A 25,567-nucleotide genomic window follows, 5' to 3' on the forward strand; every position below is an offset into this window, starting at 1 on the left:
GGGCGATCGCCCCCTAGGGCAAAATCCCAGTCCAAGTAATCGTTTGAGTCGTACTATTGTCAGCGAAAGAGCGAGTCGCAATCACTTCAATTTCTACGCCTGTGCCACTTTGGAGATATTTAAAATTCATCGGCAAGTCACCAAGGTGCAATAAAAATTCTTCGCCATTTTGCTCGAAGTAAGCAGGAGTTAAATCTGCTTCGTAGCGACTCGTATAGGTATAGCCTTCGCGAAATTCTGGCTCAGCATCACGGGTGCGGTAGACAACTCTGAAATCGGTATCGATCCAGTCAGCATATTCTCCCAGATCAACCAATGTCATTTTTAGATCTCGTCCTTCTCCACTCACACTTTGGCGGATGAGCTGGGTTGCGTCTGCTTTGGCGATCGCCCTGTTGACGACGATTTCATAACCTTCCCCCTGACGTCTGAGATCATAATCGAGCCAGAGATCGCCCGTTTGCTCTACCGAAATGTTGCGGCGATCGCCTAAACGAAGATTAAATTGAGCACTACTAAAATCCTGTATTGGTGGAGTCGCTTGCCAAACTAACGAGACAGGCACTTCCGCAAACTCAACATATTCCGTGAAATTGTTCGGAGCCTTGGAACCACTCGCCAATTTACTGAGGAGACCAGACTGGGAACGCCAAATATTTTTCGAGAGCATCACCCCACTACTATGCAATTCAGCAACCGTCGCACTTTTAAAAGGGGAATCGCTCGGAATGGCAGTGTAATTTTGAACGAGGGTAACTTTCCCAAATACACCATCCTGGGCAATTAAACCCTCTCTGCCATCCCTTCCATCACGACCGTCGCGGCAATAGTAGGTACGCGTTTTACATTTCTCTTCGCGGTAAGTGGTTCCATCGGAGCGCTTCTTTTCTTCCCACTCACAGGTTCTGACACGCCAAGAGTTGTCATAGCAGTCGCAACCATCACCGCCGTAGCCGCCCCGACCCGCTGCCCCGGCCTGGCCACCGCTCACATCTACAAAAACATTGCGTAAATCTTGGGGCTGTTGATAAAAAATCGTGACATTACCGCCATTGCCACCGCGTCCACCATTGCCGCCAGCACCACCATTACCGCCATCTGCACCGTAAATATTGTATTCTGGCCGACTCCAATACACTGGACAACGGGCAGCCTCACCATGGTCGCCATCGTCACCATCCCGCCCATCGCTGCCGGATAGATCAAAACTGAGGGAGGCACCTTCGGCATAAATTATTTGGTCAACGCCATCTATACCGTTGCGGCCATCTCGCCCAGAACGGCCATCTCGACCATCAGACCCCCATGTGGTGTAGGAAGAAAACCAAGGTGCTGCTTCAAGGACGCTACCGAGGCGATCGCCCCACAGGATAGGGACGGCAAGGCTACCAAAAACAAACAGACTACCAAGGGTAAAATATCGAAACTTTTTCATTGATTTTTCTGACGTCGGCTATGGTTACTGACGTGGGAACTGACTAGGAGTTTCTGCCGTCGCATTGTAATTTTCGCCAGCGCTCCACCAAGCAATCCCATAATTTTGTTGTCTTTCATTGGCACGATCTGCAAACATCACCCGCAATTTGTATTGACCCGTCGTTGGCACCGGGCAAAAGAGATGTTCAACACTATCGACGCGACTGTCAGAGTGACAGATGGCATCCTTGAGATTGTCGCTAGTGGCAGGCAAGAGGTAAAGATTGAGATTATTTAAACCCAAGTCTTGGAAGGTTTCGTTGACATCAAAGCGATTATTGTCGTTTAAATCATTGAGCTCAACGCGTCGATCCCACGCAGTTGTCGCCGCCACAAAAGATGATGCGGGTAACGGTGTTTGGATCAGGTAATCGTGATAACTTTGGTGGTCAATTTCGTCATAGTTCCAGCCGATACTGGCAACGGGGGCTGTTGGTGACCATTGACCTCCTGCCAACTGTCGGTAGGCGCGCAGGGCGTTGAGCTGACCTGTGCCCATTTGCATATTGAGGGGGATTTCAGGGTTGGTGGCGGCATCGGAATCCAGCCAAGTGCGATTATCTTTGGTAAAGATTGTCCGTGCCATTCCTAGCCTTTTGCCGTCACCTTGATCTTCTAGTTTTTCGGCGGCGTTGAGTAAAACGGCTTTCATCACTTCATGGCGGCGCGAGTCTAAACTCCAGTTTGTTGCTTGGGCTTTAATTTGACGATCGCCGTATTCCTGAAGGAGAGCGACTGTTGCGGTAATGTGGGGCGCTGCAAAGCTTGTGCCACTGACCCGTTTAATTTTATTAAAAGTGGTGATCAGATTTAAACGACTACCCGGTGCGGCCAGACTAATGGCGCGGCGATCGCCATCATTAATTTCAGCTCGAATGAGAGAACTGCCAATGCCCTCTGGTATGTCGCTGAGATTGGCAAAGTCGATTTTATTAAACTCTTGCCCTTGAAATTGCGTCGTGTAGGCCGTTGTGATGCCGTTAAAATGATCCGTTGGAATGGGAATACCACCACTGCCTTGGTTCCCCGCCACCACATGCAGCACATCGTAAACCCGCGCTGTCCAGTCAAGACATTGGGTAAACAAAGAATTACCATCTAAAACTGGATTCGGGCGATCGTCCCGGTCTAAAGATTCCCCGAAACTGAAATTTATGGCTCGAACATCTCCGCTATTTTGCCGAGCAATATGCTGGGTCGCCAAACATTCTTCCGGTTGCCCCGCATCATTAAGAGAACCCACCGCAGAAACAAAGAGCCGCGCCGCTGGCGCCACTCCCAGTTGCCGTTTATCATTACTCACCATCACACTGGCAACCATGGCTGCATGGTCATCAACATTTTCGTCAGAAATTGCCTTGCCATCGACATAAAACAGTTCCGACAAATTTAGCTGGGGTTGCCAAGCAGCACGCTTATCAAAGCCAAATTTGCCGGGGCGACCAATTTCTACCTGTCCAATGGCAATTTTGCGACCGAGCAAATCATAGGGTTCTGCATGGAGGGTTAGGGCCTGGATTCCTGAATCGCTAATGGAGGGGTACAAAGGGTTGGCGATCGCCGTTGCATTACCTAAAAAGACCGTCGGCACAGCCATGAATTTTACAAATAAGCTACTGCGTCCAAATCTCTGCATGAGCTTTACTTATTACCCCAGAACCGAATACTAAACAATGTGAATCGTGACGGACGAGAAGTCACCCTCTAGCTAAACTTAACGTAAATCAAAGAAAATCAGACTGAGAATATATATATGGATACCGCCGCACTCTGGCAACGTTACCAAGATTGGCTCTACTACCATCCCGAACTAGAACTTTACGTCGATATTAGTCGGATGGGTTTTGATGATGCGTTTGTGCAGCGTTTAGCGCCGAAATTTGAGAAGGCATTTGAAGATATAAAAGCAATTGAAGCAGGGGCGATCGCCAACCCCGACGAAGGGCGAATGGTGGGACATTACTGGCTCCGCAATCCCGACCTTGCCCCAAACGAAGAACTGAAGACAGATATTACAAGCACCCTCGACAAAATCAAAAAATTCGTAAAATCAGTCCACAGCGGCGAAATTACCGCTCCCGGTGGTGGCAAGTTTACCGATATTTTGTCCGTGGGTATCGGTGGCTCCGCCCTAGGCCCCCAATTTGTTGCAGAAGCTCTTGCTGAGAACGACGCACCGTTAAATATCAGTTTTATTGACAATACTGATCCGGCAGGGATTGATCGCACCCTAGACAAACTCAAAGATCGTCTGAATACGACTCTAGTTCTTGTCATTTCCAAATCCGGCGGTACACCTGAAACCCGCAATGGCATGGTGGAGGTCAAAAATTTCTACAAGAAACACAAAATTGATTTCTCCTCCCACGCGATCGCCATTACAGGGATTAACTCCAAACTAGAAAATGTGGCAAAATCCGAACATTGGCTCAACACCTTCCCCATGTACGACTGGATTGGTGGACGCACCTCCGAACTCTCTGCGGTGGGTTTAGTCGCAGCTTGTCTACAGGGCATTAATATTGATGCCATGCTCGCAGGCGCAAAGATCATGGATGATGCCACACGCGTTCCTGAACTGAAGCAAAATCCAGCCGCCCTCCTCGCGTTGTCCTGGTACTACTCCGGCAATGGTAAAGGCGAAAAAGATATGGTGATCCTGCCCTACAAAGACAGCCTATTACTATTCAGCCGCTATCTCCAGCAACTCGTCATGGAATCCATCGGTAAAGAAGAAGACCTCAACGGCAACAAGGTTTATCAAGGAATTGCAGTCTACGGTAATAAAGGTTCCACTGACCAACATGCCTACGTCCAACAGTTGCGAGAAGGTGTACCAAATTTCTTCGCGACTTTCATCGAAGTACTCGGCGATCGCCAAGGAGAGTCCATCACTATCGAAAATGGCGCAACAGCAGGAGACTTTTTATCAGGATTTTTGCTCGGCACAAGAGAAGCCCTCTACAGCAACGGGCGTGACTCCATTACTGTCACCATTCAGGACGTTAATGCCCGCACTGTCGGCGCGATGATTGCGTTATACGAACGAGCCGTCACCATCTATGCGTCCCTCATCAATATCAATGCCTATCACCAACCCGGCGTAGAAGCAGGGAAAAAAGCAGCAGCTTCCGTCCTTGAGTTACAAAAAAAAGTTGTTGATGCAGTAACAACAAGCGAATCAGCTTTAACCCTCGACAATTTAGCGAGCAAAATCGGCGAGTCAGAGCAGATCGAAACAATTTACAAAATTGTGCGTCACCTTGATGCCAACGGTCGTTCCATCAAACTCGAAGGCAACCCAGCTAAACCTGCCGACCTAAAAATTAGTCGCATCTAATTTTAATTTGTCCATGTAGGGTGTGTTAGCGAAGCGTAACGCACAACATAATAGAAACAAAAAAAGCGCATTACATTGCATTAACGCACCCTACAAATATTGATAATTACTGACTACGAGCAGCAGAAAAGTAAACTACATTTCATTAGTGCACTTTTGAGGATTATCGCCATAGTAAACTAGCAATTCAAACTCAGAATTCGGTAAATTTAATATGGGACTATAAAGATTTATCAAAGTATCGCACGCGTTTTCTTCCGCTCTACTTAAAATACCACCATCAAGAGCTTTGTTCCTCATATACATTTTAAAGTCAGATAAACCTGTACTTATATCTTCTGAATCTATCCCAGTAAATAATGCAAAGAATCCATTTTTTTCTAAAATAGACTCATAATCTACATCAGCAGATAATATTGTTGCATCAGGTAACTTAACATGGATTTCTTTCTCTTCAAGTTTGAATTCAACCAAGTCTACATTTGTCAAGTCAAACCCAGCTTTAACAGTTGCAAGCCCTTCTATCACAAGCTCATGCTTTGATGTCAACGCTCCGAAGAGCACATCTTTTTTTACTGGTTTGGATATTTTTCCCTCCAATGTCTCTTGAGCCGTAGCTAACTCTAAAATTGTTGATCGAGTCCGTGACTCTATACGACTTTCGTAAGTTGTAAGATCTGATTCTAGACCTCGATTTTTCATATTTTCAGCTAATGGTTTTACTACGTATTTAATCAAAGACGGGCATGCATTATTCAAAAGAGCTGTGTATCTTTTGTCTACCTTAACAATAGTGAATAACATACCCGTAGCCAGACAAAAATTACCTATCAAAACAGCTTGAAAATCCTCAGCGGCATAATATGAGTTTAAATTGAGAAAACTAGAAGAGGACATTATCCGTTCTTGACTTGACAAAGATAAGGATTCAAAGTGTTTATTAGCAAAGTCTTCGCTGTATTCCGCGTGATATTTTTCGGATATAGCTTGCATTTCTTTTTCTGAAAGCTCATAATATTCGCCGACAGCTCTGAGTAGATCCTCATAAACAATATCAATAGCACTTTGAAAAGATGACGATGGGCTATTCATACCCGAAACATCCAAATTAGCCACCAAATCTTCTACTGAAAAGCTCGGCTCAAAATCTATTTCACCTGTTGGTTGAATTACTCTTTCTGATAGATCTCGACTAAAACCTGCTTGAAATCCTCTGTGATAAAAACCATAAGCGACAATAAAAGTACTCGCACTCCAAAGAGATAGTCCGCCTAAGGCTAAAAAAATTCTTTTTTTTGTGTAAAAAGATCTATCAAATACTCCACGACCTAATTTCATAAACATTTATTGATTTGAAGACGCAAAAATATCTTTAATTTTATTTGCAGTCTCAATGGCCAAAAAAGTGTGTTAACAAAACATTATGTTCTGTCGACACATTTTAAAGGGGCGTTATCAAGTTTTTACTGGCTCTTCTATTGAAGACATACTGGCAAGATGTTTTTCAAGTTCAGTCAATGATCAGTATCAACTTTGGTGTGCTTAGGGTAGAGCCAAAAATGTAGTGATAACAAAACCATTGGAAGAACCGTATTATTCTCCTGATGATAAAAAGCAGAGAAAATTCATTGAATAATCCCTGCTAATACGTGTGTTTGAAGTTTGATATCTATTCGTCTTCTTCGAGACCAAAAACGCGAGCCACAATCTTTTGAACTTTATAGCCCGAATCGATGGATTCAAGGGGATCTTTACGGAGACGGTGACGGAGACAGAGGGTCACTACGCGACGAATATCATCAACGGTTACTTCTGTACGGCCTTCATAGGCAGCTAATGCTTTAGCAGCACGGTTTGTCACAATGTCACCTCGCAAGCCATCGACATCTGCTTCTGAACAGACCTCAGAGATTTTTACCTTCAGTTCACGGTCAATGTTGACTTGAGGTAGTAGTTGCTGAGCTTGAACCAAACGTTCTTGTTCTGCTTTTTGCTCCGCGTCGTATTGGTTTAAAAATTCATTGGGACTTTGATCAAATTCAGAACGACGTTCTACGATTTGGACGCGCTGCTCAGGGTTGCGCTCGGTACGGATTTCAGCATGCATCCCAAAACGGTCAAGGAGCTGGGGACGCAGTTCGCCTTCCTCTGGGTTACCGGAACCCACTAAGACAAAATTTGCTGGGTGACGGATGGAAATACCTTCCCGCTCTACGGTATTCCAGCCGCCTGCTGCGGAGTCGAGGAGAACATCGACGAGGTGATCGTCAAGGAGGTTTACCTCGTCAACGTACAATACGCCACGGTTTGCTTTGGCGAGGAGTCCGGGTTCGAAGGCTTTTATTCCATCTGATAAGGCTTTTTCAATGTCGATAGTGCCGCAGACGCGATCTTCTGTTGCGCCGAGGGGAAGGTCAACCATTGGCACCTTCATTTTTGCGACTTCGATAGGTTCGTTATTTTCGATTTTTTGGCGAACTTCGTCTCCCATTAACTCAGGGTTGTGGGGATCGCTGTTAAAGGGGTCATTGGCAACAACGTCAATTTCAGGAAGAAGATCGGCTAGGGCACGAATGGTGGTGGATTTACCGGTACCGCGATCGCCCATGATCATGACACCGCCAATTTTTGGGTCAATAATATTTAGTTTGAGCGCTAATTTCATCTCATCTTGACCGATTACGGCAGTAAACGGAAAGACAACACGGCGCTTCATTTTTTGTTTTGTCGGAGCTTCTGCCACTGTCATATCAATAGGGATTTATTTAGAAAAAATTTTTATAAATTCACAATGATTGCTGGTCATTAATCCTAACAGGTGCGGGCACGATAATGTAACCAGAAGCGCGATCGCCGAGGGTCTGATTTTTTTCGCTCCCCCAATACCACCAATAGGCTCCGACATAGGCACAGATTAGAGCGTCAATACGGTCTTCAATTTCTTTTAAAATACTGCCCTTCACCGTTGCCACTGGGGCAATGAGAGTGTGCCACTGTTGGTTAATCTCTAGGCTCGGCTCTAGGCTCGGCAAAATAGTTTCAACATAGCCCATTAAGCGCTGTAATTCTCGGCGGCGATCGCCCAACCTGCCCTTTTTGTATTTAATGATTCTGTCCAAGGTAAACAGCTGCACCATCGCCGGATGGGGAAAAACTTCAATTTGATAGCGGCCAATTTTTCGTGCCGTCATTGCTGGTGCATGGTCAAATCCCCGCGCTTCGAGATCAAAGCCTAATTTGGTGGTCCGTGGCGCAAACGGCCGATTGAGATTCGCGGGATAGCAGCCGGCATGGTACTTCCCAAAATATTTATGGGTCAGGCGATCCGGTAATCTTGTGCCCGTCTCATTAGGGATAATGGTGGGGGCATCCACTGCCACTAAGCCCGCCTCAGGATGCGGCAAAACATGATCCACCCAAGCGACAATTTCATCGGGATTGAGCATGAGATCAAAAGCGGCGATCGCCAAACTATGGTTTTTTACAGAAAACTCCAACAGACACAAACCACTAGCGCCGGAAGTCCAGCCAAAATCAATACCGACGAACTTCACGTTGCCTGAACCATATCTACACCGCGGGGAAAAATCGTACCGTCAAGGATAGCATTACGGAAATTCACCTTATCCATCGTCGCATCCATCAACATTGTGCGTGTCAAATTTGCACCAGTGAAGTTGGACCAATAAAGTTTTGCCCGAAACAACTTTGCCTCCGTTAAGTCCGCTCCCCGTAAAGTTGTCCAAGCCAGCTGTGCTTCCCGTAAATTTGTACCGCGCAATTTGGCATTCGTTAAATTCGCACTATTAAGCTTACTTTTACTAAAATCCGCATCATTCATGGTCGAACCTGTGGCGTTAATCCCATGCAAGGTTGCATTCGCTAAATTTGCACCCTGGAGATTTGCGCCGATTAAGATAGCACTGGTGAGATTTGCGCCCTGTAAATTTGCGCCCTCAAGATTCGCTTGGGTTAAATTCGCTCGACCAATAAACGCATCCACAAGGGTCGCCTTACTGAGATTGGCCTCCCGCATAATTGCTTCATTCAGAATGCAGTAGGACAAATCAGCAGATGCTAACTTCGCCCGCGTCAAATTAGCCGCACGCATACCGCTATAGGCCAGTTTTGCGGCAGTGAGATTGGCCTCGGTTAAGTTACTAGAAATTAAATTTGCTTGGCTGAAATCACCCTGCAGACTGGAGTAGCTTAGATCTGCTTCGCGGAGATTCGCTTGGTTCAGGGTAGCGCCGGTGAAAATGACGCGCGTTAGACTACTTTCGCGGAGATTGATGCCATTTAAATGGGCTCCACCTAAAAAGGCTCCTTCGAGATCCACTTCACGAAAATCCCTTTCTCCCGCTGCATAGCGTTCGAGTAGTTCCCCTGCGTCCATTTGTTTCAACGTTGCTTTCCTCCCTATGAGATCTGTCAGTCTTGATTAGTAGATGATTGATTTTCACCTTTTAATCATAAACGCCTCTCACCGTCTAGGGGCGATCGCCACAAACTTTCGTCATTTGCCTTAGTCATCAAAGGTAAACTTCAACGAACTATATACACGAGGATGCCACAGTATATTGCAGAAGACTTGCCGACCATCAGAACCTTCGTCCCGGAGACAATGAGCCAGCCTGTTGCCGAAAACCGTCAACATTACCCAGCAAACCTTTCAGATCGATTTTCATGTGTTTTTTAAATCCAGACTAAGGCACATCAATAATCTTGTCGCCACAGACCATTTTTATTTCGGCTTCAGGTGCTTCGATATCAATCAAGGTGCAAAAGGTGCAGGTTTCTAACTTCGGTTTTTTGCCACAGGCCATTAAAAACGCTAGGCTCAGCAACAAACTATCAAAAAAAATCACCCATCACTTCAAGAACTACAGCAATAATTTTGCCTTGAGTGTATGGGTGAAAATTAAGAACCAATGCCATTGTTTTGAAACTGCAATGTTCCTTAAAAGCATCTTGTCTCTGTTTTTGTTGATGGTAAGTCTAGTTCGATTTAAGTGGATTTCTCCCAGCAAACATTCCTTGATTAGGGAGTATCACTTTCAATATTGCTCTCGTCAGTTACCTCTAGGCTGTTGGCTTCTGGGGAGGCATTGTTGGCTCTTTGTTGTAAAAAGTACTGTAGTAAAGACTGGCGATAGTTTGCGGCGGCGTTGTCGATATTTTCGCCGGATTCTGCTTTGAATTGCTCTGGATCTCGGCCATTATTTAAGCGAGAGTTATGGATGAGATCAAAGGGATTAAAGTTGTCGTTGCCGCCGTAGATGCTTGAGCTTTCGCTTTCTTGGTAAATATCTTCATTGTTACTTTGGGCAAGGCTCGGTGCGGTCAAGGCACTGGCGATCGCCAAGCCTAAAACGACAGTCAGAGAAATTTTGGGAAATCTAGTCATGGGTATTTTAGGAAGTGCTTTTCTAAAACTTTGCAACTTTATCCTTCATCTTTGATGACTATTGTGCCTTAAAAAAGTTTCTAGCTGGGTAATCTTCTGTTTTGCAATCCGCAAAATCCTAGCCCAACCCATTCCATGAGGCTAGGGGATGGGGTGGGAAAATAACATCAACCAATAAAAAACGTCTCTAGACTGAGACGCCGACAGATAGATTTAGGAGAATGTTGTTCGTCGTATATGGTGGCTATATTTACGAAGCGGGACGAATTTCGTCACCGAAAAACCAAGCTGTAGTTGTGTCGTCGAAGCTCACAAAAGCACCGATACCACTACCGTCTGTGACGCGAAATTCTTTGATCGTACCGACTTTACCGAGTTTATCCGCGATTTCTTTTTCAACGCGATCTCGTAAGCGATATATTTGCACTTTTTGCCCGATTTCCATGCCGTTTATGTGTGTTCTACTTATAAAGGTTTAAATCATTCCTCAGTTTATCGGAAACTGGTCTAAAAAATGAATTTTAACTGGATTTCCCAAGGGCTATTGGGGTGCGGGGCAATGTAAATCTGGGCAATAAATTCCCTTAGGTAGAAGCGTCGCTCGGCTTCGGAGAGGTCATACCAAAATTGTTCGAGGGTTAGGGTCTGGGCGATCGCCCGGAGGTTGGCGGGGGGCAGTTGGTTGCGTTGGTTTTGCAGCTGGGCAATGTCATTTTGGAGGGTATAACGGCGTAATGCGGCGGTCTCGATATCGAGGATGTCCTGCTCGATTAAATTGGGCAATGTGGCAATGAGCGCTGTTTTTTGTTGGATACGCTGCTGAATCTGGCTTTGAATAGCGGCGAGGGGAGGCGCATTTTGTTGGTCGGCAAGCTTGGGGAATTCTTGGCAAATGTTCTGTACTGTTCTTCGAAAAACGTCTTCGTAGGCGATCGCCGGACATTTATCGTCTTGGGGACAGTTGGGCGATCGTAGATAAAGATATTCTTGGGCTTTTCGGCGCTGGGTAACGCGGGAAATCGTTAAAGTTTTTTGGCAGGTTTGGCACTGCACTAAACCAGCAAGACAACGGGGCGCACTAGCGCTACGGGGCGACAGACGACGGTTGCGACGTAGTAGTCGGTCTATTTGTGCCGCTTCATTATCACTCAGGATGGCGGCGTGGGTTTGGGGGATGGTTGTGCCGTCTTTGTAGTGCAGATTGCCGCGATAGGCCGGATTTGTCAGCCATTTACGCCCAGTTGATACCGCAATTTTTTTGCCAAAGCGACGTTCGATGTAACGCACTGAGCCGCGCAGAGAACCGTATAGCAGAAAATGCTCACAAAAAGCCTGCACAATGGGAGCCGTACTCCGGTCAATGAGATAGCGGTCTTGTCCCCGTTTATAACCGTAGGGGGCGCGCCCTGGTGGCGGTAAGCAATTGCGACGATTTTTGGCGTGACCCTGTTGAATTTTTCGACTTTTTTGGCGATCGCCGATCCCTTGCAAAAGTTGGCTGAGTTGTTGAGGATTATCCCGGTGTGTCGAATGGTAATCCTGCTCAGTGGTAATAATCGTGACTCCAGCCTGTTCTATCCGTTGGAGGCGATCGCCAATTTCTGTCAGACTATCCCCCAACTCATCCAATTTTCTAAGCAATAAATAATAACCAGAACAGGTCGACGATAAAGTCCCTAAAAAACGTTTTAGCTCACAGCGCTGGGCAATATCCGCATAAACTTCATCGACTTCTACCCCCCAAATCGCCGCATCCACAAAGTCATCTAAAAGGGGGTCAGTGTAGGTATAAGCAAAAATCGCCATATAAAAAGTTGTCTAGAAAGCACCCTTAGCTTTCTTCAGAATTTGCCGAATGACTACTATTACGAATTAAAGCTTCCGGACTAAGATTATCCACAAATTCCCGAAAAGCTTGGCGTTCTTCTTCGTCAGCATCACGGTCAACGGGAATCGACGCTTCAGAGATCACCTCCTCTAAAACCCAAATCGGACTATTCATACGCAACGCGAGGGCGATCGCATCACTAGGACGACAGTCTATTTCTTTCGTTATTTCCCCCTGTTTCGTACAGAGCACCGCATAAAACGTATTGTCTTCTAGGGCGTGAATAATCACTTTTTCAACAATTAAATCCCACGTCTCTATCAAATTTGCTAACAAATCATGGGTCAGCGGCCGGGGTGGCGTTTTATTATCAATGACATTCATGATGGAACGCGCTTGATCTTGACCAATATAAATGGGCAAAGCACGACGCTCGGTTGCATCTTTTAAAAGAACAATCGGACTGCGCGTAATAGCATCAAGGGCGATGCCTGCAACATTCATTTCAATCATGGCTCTGACCTAGAAAATTATTTGTTTGGCAGCGGATCAAGGTAGACGAATATCTATTTTTGAGAGACCTTCAAGGCAGCTAAGTCCAAACATATAATGGCTTAGCGGCACTAAAATTGCGTCTTCTAACAGTATCCTACAAGTCAGGGAAATCGCTTGCCCACTTGCTGCTATTTTCGGTAAAGATTTGCTGTTTTTGTGAATAATTTTGCAATCTAGCTGCAATAAAACTTGCCAAAAATATCTGTCTCTGAACCAATCACTCCACCACAGTGCAAGCCTTCAGTAAACAGGCTTCATCATTCTTTCAAACCTTGATGTTCAAGCCAAAATCCTAAGTCAGTCCTTGAATCGATGTCAGTGGCGATCGCCCCCCGTGATGTCAAAGAGAGAAGCGAAACAGAGAACCCTATCGAGTCATAGTTTCCGAAGCAGCCTTCGCTTGCTCGAGGTATATTCTAAACCGCTCTAAATCCGCTTGAATAGTCGATTCAACAACTTTTCCGAGGAACAAATTATCCATAACTTGCCCAAGAATTCCCGGAATATCATAAGCAATACTGAGGCGAACAATACTACTGCCCTTGCGGTCATAAAAACGTACCGCACCACGATTTGGCAAACCATCAATGGACTCCCATTGAATGATTTGGTTTGGTATAACTTTCAGCGTTTTCGAGAGCCATTTAAACTCAAAAGAGCCACTCGCCAACTTCCAACGCGAAAGCTCTGGATCATCCTCAAGGATTTCGACAGATTCGATCCACTTCATCCATTTTGGCATTTGCTCAAGGTCAGACCAAAGACCCCAAACCATCTCAATGGGTGCGTCAACTTCAATCTGTACACTGTGTTCGAGCCAATTAGACATAAAACTTTATATTTGAAATCGCTCCACTACTCTAACAGAATTGCTTCATCACTTGGGTTCTGTAACCTAGACAAAAAAAGAGGGCGATGATCGCCGCCCCACTCTTCTATTTGTAGGGTGCGTTAATGGAATGTAACGCACCATATTTATTTAGAAGAAACTATTACTTGTTGATGCGTTACGCTTCGCTAACACATCCTTGTTTTAATTATCCAGCTTCAGCACCGCCATAAACGCTTCTTGAGGCATATCAACCGTTAGAAAAAAGAGGCGATCGCCGCCCCGCTCTTCTATTTGTAGGGTGCGTTAATGGAATGTAACGCACCATATTTATTGGGAAGAAACTATTACTTGTTGATGCGTTACGCTTCGCTAACACATCCTTGTTTTAATTATCCAGCTTTAGGACTGCCATGAATGCCTCTTGGGGCACATCCACCGTACCGATCGCCTTCATGCGCTTCTTACCTTTCGCTTGCTTTTGGAGAAGCTTTTTCTTTCGAGAAATATCCCCGCCATAACACTTTGCAAGGACATCCTTACGCAAAGCCGGAATATGTTCACTCGCAATAATCTTTGAACCAATCGCCGCCTGAATCGGAATCTTAAACTGGTGGCGGGGAATGAGTTCCTTAAGCTTTTCAGCCATTGCCCGACCGACATAATAGGCTTTATCACGGTGTACGATCATCGCCAACGAATCCACCGGATCTTTATTCACCATCAGATCAAGACGCACCAGCTCACCCTTACGGTAGCCAATCAGTTGATATTCCATGCTCGCGTAGCCACGAGTTCTGGATTTAAGCTGATCAAAGAAATCCGTCACCACCTCCGCCAAAGGCAACTCATAAATGATATTGGTGCGGCTCTCCGTAAAATACTTCATGTCCTTAAACACACCACGGCGGGTCTGACAAAGATCCATAATCGTACCGACAAACTCTTCCGGCGTAATCACATCGACTTTGATGTAAGGCTCCTCGATTTTTTCGCGCTTTTGGGGATCCGGCAGCTGACTCGGATTATCAATTTCCACCACCTGTCCATCCGTTGTCGTCACCCGATAAATTACCGACGGTGCCGTCGTAATCAGATCGAGATTGTATTCCCGCTCCAAGCGCTCTTGGACAATTTCGAGGTGAAGCAAGCCAAGGAAACCACACCGGAAGCCAAAACCCATGGCACTAGACGTTTCCGGCTCAAAAGACAATGCCGCGTCATTAAGTTTCAGCTTATCGAGGGCATCACGGAGATCAGGATATTGGTCAGCATCGGTGGGAAAAAGACCACAGAAAACCATCGGTTTTGCTTCGGTGTAACCCGGCAAAGGCTCCTCTGCCTTTTCTGCCGCCGAGGTGATTGTGTCACCCACCCGGGCATCTTCAACGGATTTAATCGAAGCGGCAAAATAGCCCACTTCTCCGGCATGGAGGCTATCCACATGGACTTCGTTAGGAGCTAAAACACCCAGCTCATCAATTTCATATTCTTTTTTTGACGCCATCAAAAGGACTTTATCACCCTTTTTGATTTCGCCGTCCATTACCCGAAAATAGACGATCACACCGCGATAGGGATCATAGTAACTATCAAAAATCAACGCCCTTAGGGGTTGGTCAATGGTATCGGCTGGTGGCGGAACATCCCGTACAACCGATTCGAGGATTTCCTCAATGCCAATGCCGGCTTTTGCCGACGCTTTAATAATATCTGTGCAGTCAAGGCCGACAACTTCTTCAATTTCTTCAGAAACCCGATCTGGTTCTGCGCCGGGTAAATCAATTTTGTTGAGGACGGGGATAATTTCGAGGTCATTGTCGAGGGCAAGGTAAACATTTGCCAAGGTCTGGGCTTCTACCCCTTGGGACGCGTCAACAACTAGTAATGCTCCTTCACAGGCTGCTAGTGAGCGCGACACTTCGTAGGAGAAATCGACGTGTCCGGGAGTATCAATGAGGTTGAGGATATATTCGTTGCCATCTTTTGCGGTGTAGCGCATGCGGGCAGCTTGGAGCTTGATGGTAATACCTCGTTCCCGTTCGAGTTCCATATTGTCTAGAAACTGCTCCTTCATATCCCGCTGGGAAACCGTGCTTGTGTCCTGCAACATCCGGTCAGCAAGGGTCGATTTGCCGTGGTCAATGTGGGCAATAATTGAAAAGTTTCGGATACGAGAGACAGCAACGTCGGTCATAAAAATCCCATTAATTTCGAGAAACTACATTTATTTTAATATTCTTCTATCCCTTCAGGGGAGAAAGATGGGGCGATCGCCCACAGGTCAGTAATTATTCAGTATGAACAATTCAGCTGGTCTTGCACACCATATCAGTTGAGCCGAGGAACCTAACACCAAAAAAATATTTACCTGTTCTTAAAGTACACAGTGCTATATGGCTGATAGGATACGGATGCTGAAAATTTAAGCGTGTCACAGTGTAGACTGTCAGCAGCGCCACACAAATTTACTTACTGGATCTTCAGCCGTCACCGGATCACCCCCCCAAACCTCACCTTTGCTTTAGATTTACGACCTCAATCTATCCTAATGACTAATACACATCAGCTCCACCAGACAGATCATATTCTTCAGACGAAGAATGTAAGTGTCTACTATGGTAATTTTCTGGCGATTAAAGGGGTCTATCTAGACATACCTAGAAATCAAGTTACAGCCTTCATTGGGCCTTCCGGTTGCGGTAAGAGTACCCTGCTGCGCTGCTATAACCGCCTGAATGATCTAATTTCTTCATTCAAACTAGAAGGCGACATTTCCTATCATGGCAGCAGTCTATACTCTTCTGAGGTAGATCCCGTCGAAGTGCGCCGCAGGATTGGTATGGTATTCCAGAAACCTAATCCTTTCCCAAAATCGATCTATGACAATATTGCCTACGGTGCCAGAATCAATGGCTATAAAGGTGATATGGATGAGCTTGTGGAACAGTCTTTACGTCAAGCAGCACTATGGGATGAAGTAAAAGATAAGCTGCGTCAAAGTGGTTTAGCCTTATCCGGTGGTCAGCAACAGCGCCTATGTATCGCCCGGACGATCGCCATTCAACCGGAAGTTGTGTTGATGGATGAGCCTTGCTCTGCCCTTGATCCGATTTCAACCCTAAAAATTGAAGAGCTAATTCACCAGCTAAAGGAGAAATACACTATCGTCATTGTGACGCACAATATGCAACAGGCATCCCGTGTTGCTGATATGACGGCTTTCTTCAATGTTAAAACGAATGAAGATGGCACTCGCCAAGGTTATCTCGGTGAATGCGATCGCACTGAGGTGATTTTCCAAAATCCCCGTGAGCAAGCCACGCAAGAGTATGTTAGTGGTCGTTTTGGATAAAAATAACGACTCGCCAAAAGCTATTTAGCTGATTAAATCCGCAATGTATCTTTAAATAGTGCCCTGTGGATTTTTTTGTATTCAAATTATAAAGGTAAGTTATGGGGAAATGATGGCGATCGCCCTTTATCCGGCGCGATATCACGAGTAGAAGTCTAAAAATCCGGTAAGATGAAAATTAGTATCATCTGAAAATCCTTGGATTAGATAACAGGGTGCAATTTAAACCAGTTTTATCACTGGTTAGTCCAACTGAATTTTTTAGATTAAAGACAACATTTTCATTCGTTCTCGTATATTTATTGACCCATGGCCGTAAACGCCGCATCACGGAAACAAAACCACTACCTGGTTGTCCATGATGATCAAGGTGAGCGGGAGTTTACATTAACAGAATCGAAATATACATTGGGACGAAAAAGCGACTGTACTATTGTTTTAGATTCTCACTTTGTATCTCGCTTGCACGCTACACTTCTACGCTGTCTCCGCAATAATGGCCAATCCTATTACCGTTTACTCGACGGCGATGGCTATCAGCAAACTAGCGCCAATGGCATTATTGTTAATGGCAAAAAAGTTAATGCCCACGAACTCAAGCACGACGACAAAATTATTTTTGGCCCCCAAGTGTTTGCCGTCTACAAGTTTCGCCAAGTCGCTGATATGCCGACCCAAAGGAAGGTTATGAAGGAAGATGACCCTTTTGATGTCACTCTAATTGACCCGGCGATGATTATTGAAGATGACGATGATGATGATTCTCCCCAAGATGATATTACAACGCAGCTAATCGATAATTCGTAGTTTGAAAGTGAGGATTTTGACAAGAGAGTAGAAGCAACCGACCGTATGGTGGTACGGTCTGGCCTGCTCTTTTTATTGTTTTAAAAGGATGTTTTAAAAGGATGCGTTTGTATAAGCTCCCCACAGCTTTGCCGCGTAGTAGCTACCACCTCTTGTGGGAGAGTTGTCGTCGTTGCCTAACCAGACAGCGCTCACTAATTTTTGGGAAGGGACATAGCCGACAAACCACATATCAACGTTGCGGTTGGTTGTCCCTGTTTTTCCTGCTTCATCAAGACCTAGGCGAGCGACTTTGCCTGTCCCGCTTTGAATGACACCTTGCATCATCTGGGTCATGGTTTGGGCAGTGCTACGGGAAATCACTTGTTCACGGCGAAAATCTGAGCGCTTACTAAAGTCGTAGAGCAGATAGCAACTGTCGATGGTATTGCCAGTACAGTCACTGCTGTCATAGATACGCCGAATAGCGTGGGGTTTTTGCCATGTGCCGCCGTTGGCGAAGGTGGCGTAGGCTCCGGCCATTTCTAGTACGGTGACTTCGCTTTCTCCCAAAATCAAACCGGGTGATGGGTTTAGCTCTGATTCGATGCCGAGCTGCTGGGCAAAATTAATGACATTGTTTAAGCCGACATCTTGGGCAATGCGGAGGGCGATCGCATTTTCAGATTGGGCTAAGCCTCGAAACATATCAGTGCTGCCAGTACTGGTGCGTTCACAGCCACGAAATTGTTGTCCCTGCCAAGTTAGGGGAGCACAGGAAAAGTTTGTGTAGGGGGAAGTGCCGCTGGCGATCGCCGCCCCGTAGCCAAAAACTTTGAAAGTAGAACCAGGTTGGCGTTTTGCTTGAACAGCACGATTAAACTGACTTTCGGCATAATCTTTCCCGCCGACCATGGCCAGAATTTCGCCTGTTTCACTGTCTAATGTGGCGATCGCCCCTTGGGAATAGCCGACCTGTGCACCATCAGTCTCAATGGACGTTTCGAGAGCCTTTGCCGCAGTTTGCTGCATTTTGAGATTTAAGCCCGTTTCGATGTAGAGATTACCCATTTTGAGGGCATCTTCACCAAGTAATTCCTCTAATTCTTGCTGAACATAATTATAAAAATAGGGCGCAGCATTATTGGACAGGGCGCGGCGAGCATCTTCACTGAGGCGGTCTTCAATGGGGGTTAGCTTCGCTTGACGTTGCTCTTGATCCGTGATTTTGCCGAGTTTATGCATCCGGTCGATCACAAGATTACGCTGCTCGCGGGATTTGTCGGGATTCACAATGGGGTTAAAGGCATTGGGAGCCGGCAGCATCGCCACAAGGGTCGCCGACTCTACCAAATCAAGATCCCGTGCTGATTTATCAAAGTAAAACTGTGCTGCATCTTCAAATCCGGACTGTCCGACACCTAGGTAAACTTTGTTGAGATAGAGCAATAAAATTTCATTTTTGCTGAAAAAGGTTTCCATCTTAAGGGCGACGATCATTTCCCGGAGTTTACGACTCGCGGTCTTCTCTGTACCGACTGCCGGAAATAAACTCCGTGCCACCTGCTGGGTGATCGTACTAGCCCCTTGGGTAACATCCCCTTGACTGACAGCAACTTTTACGGCACGGGCAATACCAATTGGATCGATGCCTGTATGCCAATAAAAACGGGCATCTTCGGAGGCGAGAACACCATTACGAAGATAGGGTGAAAATTCTTTCAGGCGTGGAATTTCCCGATGACTGTCGGTAGTGACGGGGTTAATGGCGGTTTCACCATCGTCGGCAAAAATTACAATGGGACCGGTTACACCAGCAGGAAGGGGATTAAGGGGGAATTTCGACCATTGCCACGCCAACAGAAGACAAATAAAACCAATAAATCCACCTGTACCCACCAGCCCATAGCGAATAAATTGTACCCACGTGGGGGGAGTGTAGCGATAGGTGAGTTTAACGGCTTGGGCGAGTTCGGGGGGAGCCAGATAAATTTCGTCGCCGTTACGGAGGGGGTAACTGCGAGTTTTGCGTTTGTTGATGTAAAGGCCGTTGGAGGATTTTTCGTCGCGGATAATGTAGTGGCGCGGGTTGGTGGGGTCTTTACTTAGGGAAAAATGTTTGGCGCTGACGGTTTCGTTTTTGATGGGAATATCGTTACTGCGGCTTCGTCCACCGGTGTGGCGATCGCCAACGAGGGGATAGGGTTGGGCTTGACCTTCAATATGAATTTCTGGGACGCGGGCATCGGGTTTTAGGGTTTGCTGCCCAAAGCTCACCATTGTGTTGATGGCTTGGGTCACCATTTGTCCAATCTGGGTTTTGGGGGGCTGTTGATTGGGCTGGGTCATCGATTACACCACCGGACGGCAAACACCATAAACATACAGGATCTAGAATAGTCAATTTTTCGAGAGTTTAAGGGTTCATTACGGATTTTGCACAGGACAGGTTTACCGAAAATTATCAAACTAACCCTTTAAAATCTTGTAACCTTAGAAAAATTTGCGAAAAAGTTTATAGGTTCTCCAGTCGCGCCATGAAAATGTTCAAGCCATTCTCTGTTGTCTTTCCCCTCGCCGCACTCTCCGTTTTAACGGTCAGTAGTTTAGGGGCGATCGCCGAACCTACCTCTCCAGAAATTGCCCAAGCGGAAACCGCAACAAGTTTATTTGTCAAACCAAAATATGGCGTTAATTTCACGACAGGCCCCGGCTCAGGCTACGAAAGCTCCTATGGGTCTTTTTATGGCTGGTTCCCCTTTGCCCAAAACGGCACAAGCCAACTATTTTTTACGGAAGCCAAAGCAATTGTAGATACCGATAGTGGCAACTGGGGCGGTAATTTTGCGCTGGGTTATCGAAATTTTGCGGGTCAAAATATTTTCGGCGGCTACCTTGGCTACGATATACGCGGTTTAGAGGACTGGACATCCCACCAAATTGGTCTTGGTTTAGAGGCGCTTAACCCAGCTTGGGAAGCGAGGTTAAATGGTTATCTCCCCGTCGGCGATCGCCGTGAAACCATTTCTAACTCCACAACTACGACGGGCGGCACGGGCGTTATCACCGACACACAGTTTATTGAGAGCAGTACTGCGGGTGTTTCCAATTTGCAACTGATTTCGGAAACCATTACTCGCAAAGAAAAAGTGGCAGAGGAATCGTTAGCTGGCTTTGATATCGAAGGGGGCATGACCCTCACCCGTTGGAACAATGGTTTTCTGAAAGGATTTCTTGGCGGCTACCTTTACGACGGCGATAACACGGATACATTTGTTGGTTTTCGGGGCAGGCTTCTAGCTCAGGTGAATAAAAATCTTGACCTTGGCGTGGGCTTAGAAACAGACGGAGAATTTGGCACAAATGTAATTTTTAGTATCGGCGCAAAGTTTGGCGGCGCATCAAAGGACTCAGCGGAACCGGATAAAGCGGAATTATTAGCCAGCTCTCTCCAACGGCAGTCCAATATCGCCATCAAACGCTTCACCGAAATTTCGGAAGCAAGATCCAGTGAAACGGCGATCGCCCTGAATCCAGACAATGGTGATCAACCTTGGGAATTTTTATTGGTTGATTTAGCAGGTTCAAATAATGCCGATCAGCTTAAAACAATTGTCGAAGGTGCAGCAGCCAACCAAGTTGTTTATGCCGAAAATAGTGGCGTAAACCAAAACGGTTTTACGATTCCTGCCGCAGTCAAAGTTTTATCGAAGGCTCCAGCGCAAACCTTACCCGTAACTAGTGATTTCTTTACAGGCAATGTGAATTTACCTAGGTCTGGTGCTGGCGATCGCCCCGAACTTATTGGCAATGTAATATTTAGCGATGGCGGCGGCGAACTCAATGGCTTTGCCTTTAACAACGGCAGCAGTCTCTTCATTGAAAATATTAACGGCGCATTCACCATTGCCAACAATGTTGTTAATAACAGCGATGGCGATGCGATTACAGCAAATCTCGACGGCAACTTTACAACAACGATCAACATTCTCAACAATCAAATCGATAGCCCCAGCACGACCACCGGACTTCAATCCGCCGATGCCATTGACGTAGAAGCAACAGGCAACGCCACCGTAAATTTGCTGGTAGACGGCAACACCATTACCAATGCTCAAAATTCTGGCATTGAACTCGAAACAAACCCAGATTTAATGTCGCCAAACAGCGTTCTCAACAGCGTTATTACTAACAACACAATCAATAACTCTGGTGGTGATGGTATTCTCTTTTTGCACAATAGCGATGTCGCAATGACCATGACCGTTGATAACAACGTGATTGATACGGCGGGAACGGCTGGCAATGGCATTACTCAAACTCCGGGCCCTCCAGCGATTGATATTGGTACAGGGGGTTTTGGAGTTGGTGTGATTACCCTCGGTGATGGTGATTTAGATTTAGCGATTACGAATAATCAAATCAGTAATACCCAAGACGCAAAAATTGGCATTGCGGCAAACCCTGCTTTCCTTTACCTAGACTCCACAACGACAGGGACTTTTTTGGGAGGTGCGGGTAATACACTGTTGGGTGCTGGTGATAATCCAGCCATCACAGTCTTTGTGCAAGGGGTGAATGCGGGAACTTCTCGCATTGATGCTGATATTTCTGGTAACAGTCTGACGTTAGGTGGCGCGGGTATTGGCGATCTTTCTGCGCTGACTGGAATAAATATGGTTGGCTACACATTATCGGATTACAACAATGGCAGCTTTACGGCGATCGCCGGCAATAACGGCACGGTTTGTTTAAACCTTGAAAACAATACAGCTAATGCAGTCGGTGGTTCTGCCTATCAATTTGTCAGAAACAATAGTCCTCAATTTACTGGCGTGGGATTCCCTCCTTTCGCCGCCGCCGGAAATCCTCAACTGATTATTGGAACGAATACTGGCAATACGGGTTCGCAGGTTGCAACTAATTTACCGACTACTGCTGGAACTTGTAATTAGAACTTCAGCGTAATTTTGTAGCGATCGCCTTTTATTTTTCTGTTTGTGAGCAATTAGGCGATCGCCACCAATCACACCGTAACAACTGCCTCACACCGGAGTAATTAACAATATTGGCTGAGAGCGACATCATTATTGAAAAAAAAATCTGGTAGGCAATAGCCAACCGAAGGACAAGGGAACATTGAAGTCCCCATACTCAGTCCTGATAAAAATGCCACAATTAGATTTCCGGAAAAGCTGATGCTAGGGTATTTTTTTTACGGTATGCGACCCTGATATCGAGTTATCGAGGTTTGTGGAGAAGGCAAGGGCGATCGCCACAGGCAACGTAGCCATGTAATATTTGAGCTAGCTGACCTGATGTCAGTCAATAGCGAACAGTACAATATTGATTGTTTGTATTTTAAACATCCATCCTTAAACCAATTGTTTTAAAAGAAAGCGTATTTTTTGTATGGCTAAATCTCCATCTCCTCGCAGAAAAAAAGACTGGTCACCTTGGTTGGATAGTCTGGCATTATTGCTCTGGGGCAGTTTATTGCTCAAATACGCGATTACGGGACAGTTGGCTCTTTTGATCCACCCGAATTATTTTGGCTTGTGTGCGGCAGCTGGTGTTTTGTTGGTTGTCCTCGGTCTGGGTAAGATCTGGCAAACGGTTAATCCTAGCCTGAATGCTGGGGAGTCGGTGCAACATATTCCGCTACTTCCGCAAAATTTTGGGAGTAGTTTGATGATTATTGTGGCGATCGCCGGATTTATTATTCCCCCGTCAGTTTTAGCGAGTGAAACAGCGATTCAGCGGGGTCTAACGGAAGAATTGCCCTTAACGCGCAGTCAACCGGAAAGTTTTCGCACAGGTACAAATCCAGAAGAACGCACATTATTAGATTGGATCAGAACGCTCAATGCTTATCCTGAGCCGGATGCCTACACTGGTGACCCGGTGAAAGTGAGTGGTTTTGTCACGTCTCTACCCCAGCTCCCTGAAAATTATGTGATGGTGTCGCGGTTCGTGCTAACTTGCTGTGCGGTGGATGCCTATCCTGTTGGTTTGCCGGTGAAATTTGAGGGGAAGCCAGAATTTGAGGACGACCAGTGGATCGAGGTGGAAGGGGAAATGATCACTGAGGATTTTGATTTTGGTGATGAAGAAGCGGGTATTCCCCAGCGGCAACTCGTGATTGTGGCGAGTACGGCGAAAGAAATTCCGACTCCTCGAAATCCCTACGACTACTAAATGTTTGCGCGACGGCAAAAATGGGGCGATCGCCTCGTTATTTTTTTGGCTATTGCCCTAGGCTTTACTGGCTTAGTTGCTAGTTTTCTTGTTCGATTTCGCATAACAGATCCCCGGCCACAAGCTTTACCCCAAGACGAATTTATTCAGGTTTATTTCAATCACCTCGAAGCGAAAGGGGTTGATTATATCGAGCCATATCGGGAGATTGAGCGGGCGGGGGATAATCTCGAAGGGATTTTAATCAGGGAAATTGAGGCGGCCACCCAAAGTATTGATATCGCGATTCAGGAACTAAATTTACCAAAAGTGGCGGCGGCGATCGCCACCCAACAGACTAATGGCATTAATGTGCGGGTGATGGTCGAGAATCATTACCGTCGTCCGTGGATTGAGATTGACCAAACAGAATTATTTGAATTTGAAGATCGCGAACAAGGCAAATATCAGGAATTTGTGGCGCTAGCGGATGAAGACCAAGATGGTTTTCTGAGCGATGCTGAAAAGGAAAAACACGGGGCGATCGCCATCCTCGAAAATGCAGATGTCCCAATCCTCGACGATACAGCAGATGGGTCAAAGGGTAGCGGTCTAATGCACCACAAATTTATGGTGGTCGATGGTCGCAAAGTAGTAACAGGTTCAGCGAACTGGACACTCAGCGGCATTCACGGCGATTTTGCTAACCCTGAAACTAGGGGCAATATTAATCATTTAGTTGTAATCGAAGATTCGGCGATCGCCGCCGCCTTTACCGAAGAATTTGAAGAAATGTGGACAGGCCGAAAATTTGGAGTCCAGAAATTGCAAGAGCCACCCAAAACTTTTAGCGTTGGCAACAGTCAAGTCACCTTACAATTTTCGCCATTTTCCAGCTCGCAACCCTGGGAAAGCACCACCAACGGCTTTATCGGACAAACACTATCCCAAGCCAACCAATCTATCAAACTTGCCCTATTCGTTTTTTCAGAGCAAAAAATTGCCAACATGCTCGAAACAGAATCAAGTCAAGGCACAAAAATTCAAACCCTGATCGACCCCAGCTTTGCCTTCCGGGACTATAGCGATGGCTTAGATATGCTCGGCGTAAACCTCAAAGAAAAATGCGATCCCTTTAATCGACCATGGCAAACTCCCATTACCTCCGTCGGCACACCCAAACTTGCCCATGGCGATAAGCTGCACCACAAATTTGCGGTCATTGATAATCGCACCGTAATCACGGGTTCCCACAACTGGTCAGCCTCCGCGAACAATCAAAACGACGAGTCCCTATTAGTGATCCAAAACCCAATAATTGCAGCACATTTTGAGCGGGAATTTGAGCGTCTATACACCGATGCTTTTCTAGGTGTACCGCCTTTTATTGCCGAGAGACAAAAACCTACACCCGCAAACTGTGTGGCCGCCTCCCCTGATGGCATCGTCAATCTCAATACAGCCAGCACCATCGAACTGGAAACTTTACCGGGTATTGGTGAGAGTTTAGCCCAAAGAATCATTGAAGGTCGACCCTACAAAAATCTCGAAGATCTCGATCGAGTATCAGGCATTGGCGAAAAGAAAATCAAAAATCTCGAAAACAAAGTCACTTGGTAAATTAGTGATAATAAATTGATATTTCCCCTCTTGGAAGAAGGTAGAGATGGGCTCTCGATAGATTACATATTACATAACCCATGAAAAACCCTTCTGCTCTCCGAGCACCTTCCCCAAGGAAGAATAAATAACGTGAGTTGTGCTTAAGCATGCTCGGAAGTACGACGCGGTGAATGGGAGAGCGAGAGATCGGG

At 46.0% G+C, this 25,567-nt stretch carries 20 protein-coding genes; 6 read left to right on the plus strand and 14 right to left on the minus strand.

Going from position 1 to position 25,567, the window contains the following annotated elements:
* Positions 1-13 precede the first annotated feature (13 nt).
* Complete coding sequence (locus tag NIES208_RS12590; RefSeq protein ID WP_075893290.1) at positions 14-1,435, minus strand: hypothetical protein; 1,422 nt, start codon at positions 1,433-1,435, stop codon at positions 14-16.
* A 24-nt stretch (positions 1,436-1,459) separates the two neighbouring features.
* Positions 1,460-3,112: a S8 family serine peptidase gene (locus NIES208_RS12595; protein ID WP_075893292.1), complete on the minus strand. Its 1,653-nt coding sequence runs from the start codon at positions 3,110-3,112 to the stop codon at positions 1,460-1,462.
* 117 nt (positions 3,113-3,229) lie between these two features.
* Here NIES208_RS12595 and NIES208_RS12600 point away from each other — a divergent pair, with 117 nt between their 5' ends.
* Positions 3,230-4,816, plus strand: a complete 1,587-nt coding sequence (locus tag NIES208_RS12600) for a glucose-6-phosphate isomerase (protein WP_075893294.1) — start codon at positions 3,230-3,232, stop codon at positions 4,814-4,816.
* 135 nt (positions 4,817-4,951) lie between these two features.
* On the opposite strand, the gene NIES208_RS12605 is transcribed toward NIES208_RS12600, so the two are convergent.
* The 11 genes from NIES208_RS12605 to lepA all read right to left on the minus strand — a co-directional run bounded on the left by NIES208_RS12605 (position 4,952) and on the right by lepA (position 15,632).
* Complete coding sequence (locus NIES208_RS12605) at positions 4,952-6,154, minus strand: DUF4230 domain-containing protein (protein WP_171971764.1); 1,203 nt, start codon at positions 6,152-6,154, stop codon at positions 4,952-4,954.
* Between the two features lie 331 nt (positions 6,155-6,485).
* A complete protein-coding gene (bchI, locus tag NIES208_RS12610) occupies positions 6,486-7,565 on the minus strand; it encodes a magnesium chelatase ATPase subunit I (protein WP_075893298.1) in 1,080 nt (359 codons plus the stop codon).
* A gap of 37 nt (positions 7,566-7,602) precedes the next feature.
* On the minus strand, positions 7,603-8,370 hold the full coding sequence (locus NIES208_RS12615; protein WP_075893300.1) for a DUF429 domain-containing protein: 768 nt from the start codon (positions 8,368-8,370) through the stop codon (positions 7,603-7,605).
* Positions 8,367-9,212, minus strand: a complete 846-nt coding sequence (locus tag NIES208_RS12620) for a pentapeptide repeat-containing protein (RefSeq protein ID WP_075893302.1) — start codon at positions 9,210-9,212, stop codon at positions 8,367-8,369. Before NIES208_RS12620 ends, NIES208_RS12615 begins: the two co-directional genes overlap by 4 nt.
* A gap of 310 nt (positions 9,213-9,522) precedes the next feature.
* Positions 9,523-9,684 carry a hypothetical protein gene (locus NIES208_RS19005; protein ID WP_171971765.1) on the minus strand — a complete coding sequence of 54 codons (162 nt, stop codon included), beginning with the start codon at positions 9,682-9,684 and terminating at the stop codon, positions 9,523-9,525.
* Between the two features lie 173 nt (positions 9,685-9,857).
* A complete protein-coding gene (locus NIES208_RS12625; RefSeq protein WP_075893304.1) occupies positions 9,858-10,223 on the minus strand; it encodes a hypothetical protein in 366 nt (121 codons plus the stop codon).
* A 250-nt stretch (positions 10,224-10,473) separates the two neighbouring features.
* Positions 10,474-10,668 (minus strand): cytochrome b6f subunit PetP, encoded by a 195-nt coding sequence (gene petP, locus NIES208_RS12630; protein ID WP_075893306.1) that lies wholly within the window; start codon positions 10,666-10,668, stop codon positions 10,474-10,476.
* Between the two features lie 62 nt (positions 10,669-10,730).
* Entirely contained in the window at positions 10,731-12,029 is a 1,299-nt protein-coding gene (locus tag NIES208_RS12635) for a recombinase family protein (protein ID WP_075893308.1), read from the minus strand.
* A gap of 25 nt (positions 12,030-12,054) precedes the next feature.
* The gene (locus tag NIES208_RS12640; RefSeq protein ID WP_075893310.1) at positions 12,055-12,564 is read right to left on the minus strand and encodes a bifunctional nuclease family protein; all 510 of its coding nucleotides are present in this window, start codon (positions 12,562-12,564) and stop codon (positions 12,055-12,057) included.
* A 409-nt stretch (positions 12,565-12,973) separates the two neighbouring features.
* Entirely contained in the window at positions 12,974-13,435 is a 462-nt protein-coding gene (locus tag NIES208_RS12645; RefSeq protein WP_075893311.1) for an SRPBCC family protein, read from the minus strand.
* Between the two features lie 388 nt (positions 13,436-13,823).
* Positions 13,824-15,632, minus strand: coding sequence for a translation elongation factor 4 (gene lepA, locus NIES208_RS12650; RefSeq protein WP_075893312.1), 1,809 nt, complete (start codon positions 15,630-15,632; stop codon positions 13,824-13,826).
* Positions 15,633-15,986: 354 nt separating this feature from the next.
* Here lepA and pstB point away from each other — a divergent pair, with 354 nt between their 5' ends.
* Both pstB and NIES208_RS12660 read left to right on the plus strand, forming a co-directional pair.
* Positions 15,987-16,790, plus strand: coding sequence for a phosphate ABC transporter ATP-binding protein PstB (pstB, locus tag NIES208_RS12655; RefSeq protein WP_075893313.1), 804 nt, complete (start codon positions 15,987-15,989; stop codon positions 16,788-16,790).
* A gap of 309 nt (positions 16,791-17,099) precedes the next feature.
* Complete coding sequence (locus NIES208_RS12660) at positions 17,100-17,597, plus strand: FHA domain-containing protein (RefSeq protein ID WP_075893314.1); 498 nt, start codon at positions 17,100-17,102, stop codon at positions 17,595-17,597.
* Positions 17,598-17,690: 93 nt separating this feature from the next.
* Here NIES208_RS12660 and NIES208_RS12665 read toward each other — a convergent pair whose 3' ends face one another.
* On the minus strand, positions 17,691-19,925 hold the full coding sequence (locus NIES208_RS12665; protein ID WP_075893315.1) for a PBP1A family penicillin-binding protein: 2,235 nt from the start codon (positions 19,923-19,925) through the stop codon (positions 17,691-17,693).
* Positions 19,926-20,113: 188 nt separating this feature from the next.
* Between NIES208_RS12665 and NIES208_RS12670 the strand changes: the two genes are divergently transcribed.
* The 3 genes from NIES208_RS12670 to NIES208_RS12680 all read left to right on the plus strand — a co-directional run bounded on the left by NIES208_RS12670 (position 20,114) and on the right by NIES208_RS12680 (position 25,373).
* Positions 20,114-22,531: an inverse autotransporter beta domain-containing protein gene (locus tag NIES208_RS12670; protein WP_075893316.1), complete on the plus strand. Its 2,418-nt coding sequence runs from the start codon at positions 20,114-20,116 to the stop codon at positions 22,529-22,531.
* Positions 22,532-22,988: 457 nt separating this feature from the next.
* Positions 22,989-23,774: a TIGR03943 family putative permease subunit gene (locus NIES208_RS12675; protein WP_075893317.1), complete on the plus strand. Its 786-nt coding sequence runs from the start codon at positions 22,989-22,991 to the stop codon at positions 23,772-23,774.
* Positions 23,775-25,373: a phospholipase D-like domain-containing protein gene (locus tag NIES208_RS12680; protein WP_075893318.1), complete on the plus strand. Its 1,599-nt coding sequence runs from the start codon at positions 23,775-23,777 to the stop codon at positions 25,371-25,373.
* Positions 25,374-25,567: the final 194 nt, after the last annotated feature.

It is taken from the genome of [Limnothrix rosea] IAM M-220, assembly GCF_001904615.1.
Classification (GTDB): Bacteria; Cyanobacteriota; Cyanobacteriia; order Cyanobacteriales; family MRBY01; genus MRBY01.

Bases quoted from the DNA above. Each gene is read 5' to 3' on its own strand.
- NIES208_RS12590 (WP_075893290.1), bottom strand. From the start codon at position 1,435: ATGAAAAAGTTTCGATATTTTACCCTTGGTAGTCTGTTTGTTTTTGGT.
- NIES208_RS12595 (WP_075893292.1), bottom strand. From the start codon at position 3,112: ATGCAGAGATTTGGACGCAGTAGCTTATTTGTAAAATTCATGGCTGTG.
- NIES208_RS12600 (WP_075893294.1), top strand. From the start codon at position 3,230: ATGGATACCGCCGCACTCTGGCAACGTTACCAAGATTGGCTCTACTAC.
- NIES208_RS12605 (WP_171971764.1), bottom strand. From the start codon at position 6,154: ATGAAATTAGGTCGTGGAGTATTTGATAGATCTTTTTACACAAAAAAA.
- bchI (WP_075893298.1), bottom strand. From the start codon at position 7,565: ATGACAGTGGCAGAAGCTCCGACAAAACAAAAAATGAAGCGCCGTGTT.
- NIES208_RS12620 (WP_075893302.1), bottom strand. From the start codon at position 9,212: ATGGACGCAGGGGAACTACTCGAACGCTATGCAGCGGGAGAAAGGGAT.
- NIES208_RS12625 (WP_075893304.1), bottom strand. From the start codon at position 10,223: ATGACTAGATTTCCCAAAATTTCTCTGACTGTCGTTTTAGGCTTGGCG.
- petP (WP_075893306.1), bottom strand. From the start codon at position 10,668: ATGGAAATCGGGCAAAAAGTGCAAATATATCGCTTACGAGATCGCGTT.
- NIES208_RS12635 (WP_075893308.1), bottom strand. From the start codon at position 12,029: ATGGCGATTTTTGCTTATACCTACACTGACCCCCTTTTAGATGACTTT.
- NIES208_RS12640 (WP_075893310.1), bottom strand. From the start codon at position 12,564: ATGATTGAAATGAATGTTGCAGGCATCGCCCTTGATGCTATTACGCGC.
- NIES208_RS12645 (WP_075893311.1), bottom strand. From the start codon at position 13,435: ATGTCTAATTGGCTCGAACACAGTGTACAGATTGAAGTTGACGCACCC.
- lepA (WP_075893312.1), bottom strand. From the start codon at position 15,632: ATGACCGACGTTGCTGTCTCTCGTATCCGAAACTTTTCAATTATTGCC.
- pstB (WP_075893313.1), top strand. From the start codon at position 15,987: ATGACTAATACACATCAGCTCCACCAGACAGATCATATTCTTCAGACG.
- NIES208_RS12660 (WP_075893314.1), top strand. From the start codon at position 17,100: ATGGCCGTAAACGCCGCATCACGGAAACAAAACCACTACCTGGTTGTC.
- NIES208_RS12665 (WP_075893315.1), bottom strand. From the start codon at position 19,925: ATGACCCAGCCCAATCAACAGCCCCCCAAAACCCAGATTGGACAAATG.
- NIES208_RS12670 (WP_075893316.1), top strand. From the start codon at position 20,114: ATGAAAATGTTCAAGCCATTCTCTGTTGTCTTTCCCCTCGCCGCACTC.
- NIES208_RS12675 (WP_075893317.1), top strand. From the start codon at position 22,989: ATGGCTAAATCTCCATCTCCTCGCAGAAAAAAAGACTGGTCACCTTGG.
- NIES208_RS12680 (WP_075893318.1), top strand. From the start codon at position 23,775: ATGTTTGCGCGACGGCAAAAATGGGGCGATCGCCTCGTTATTTTTTTG.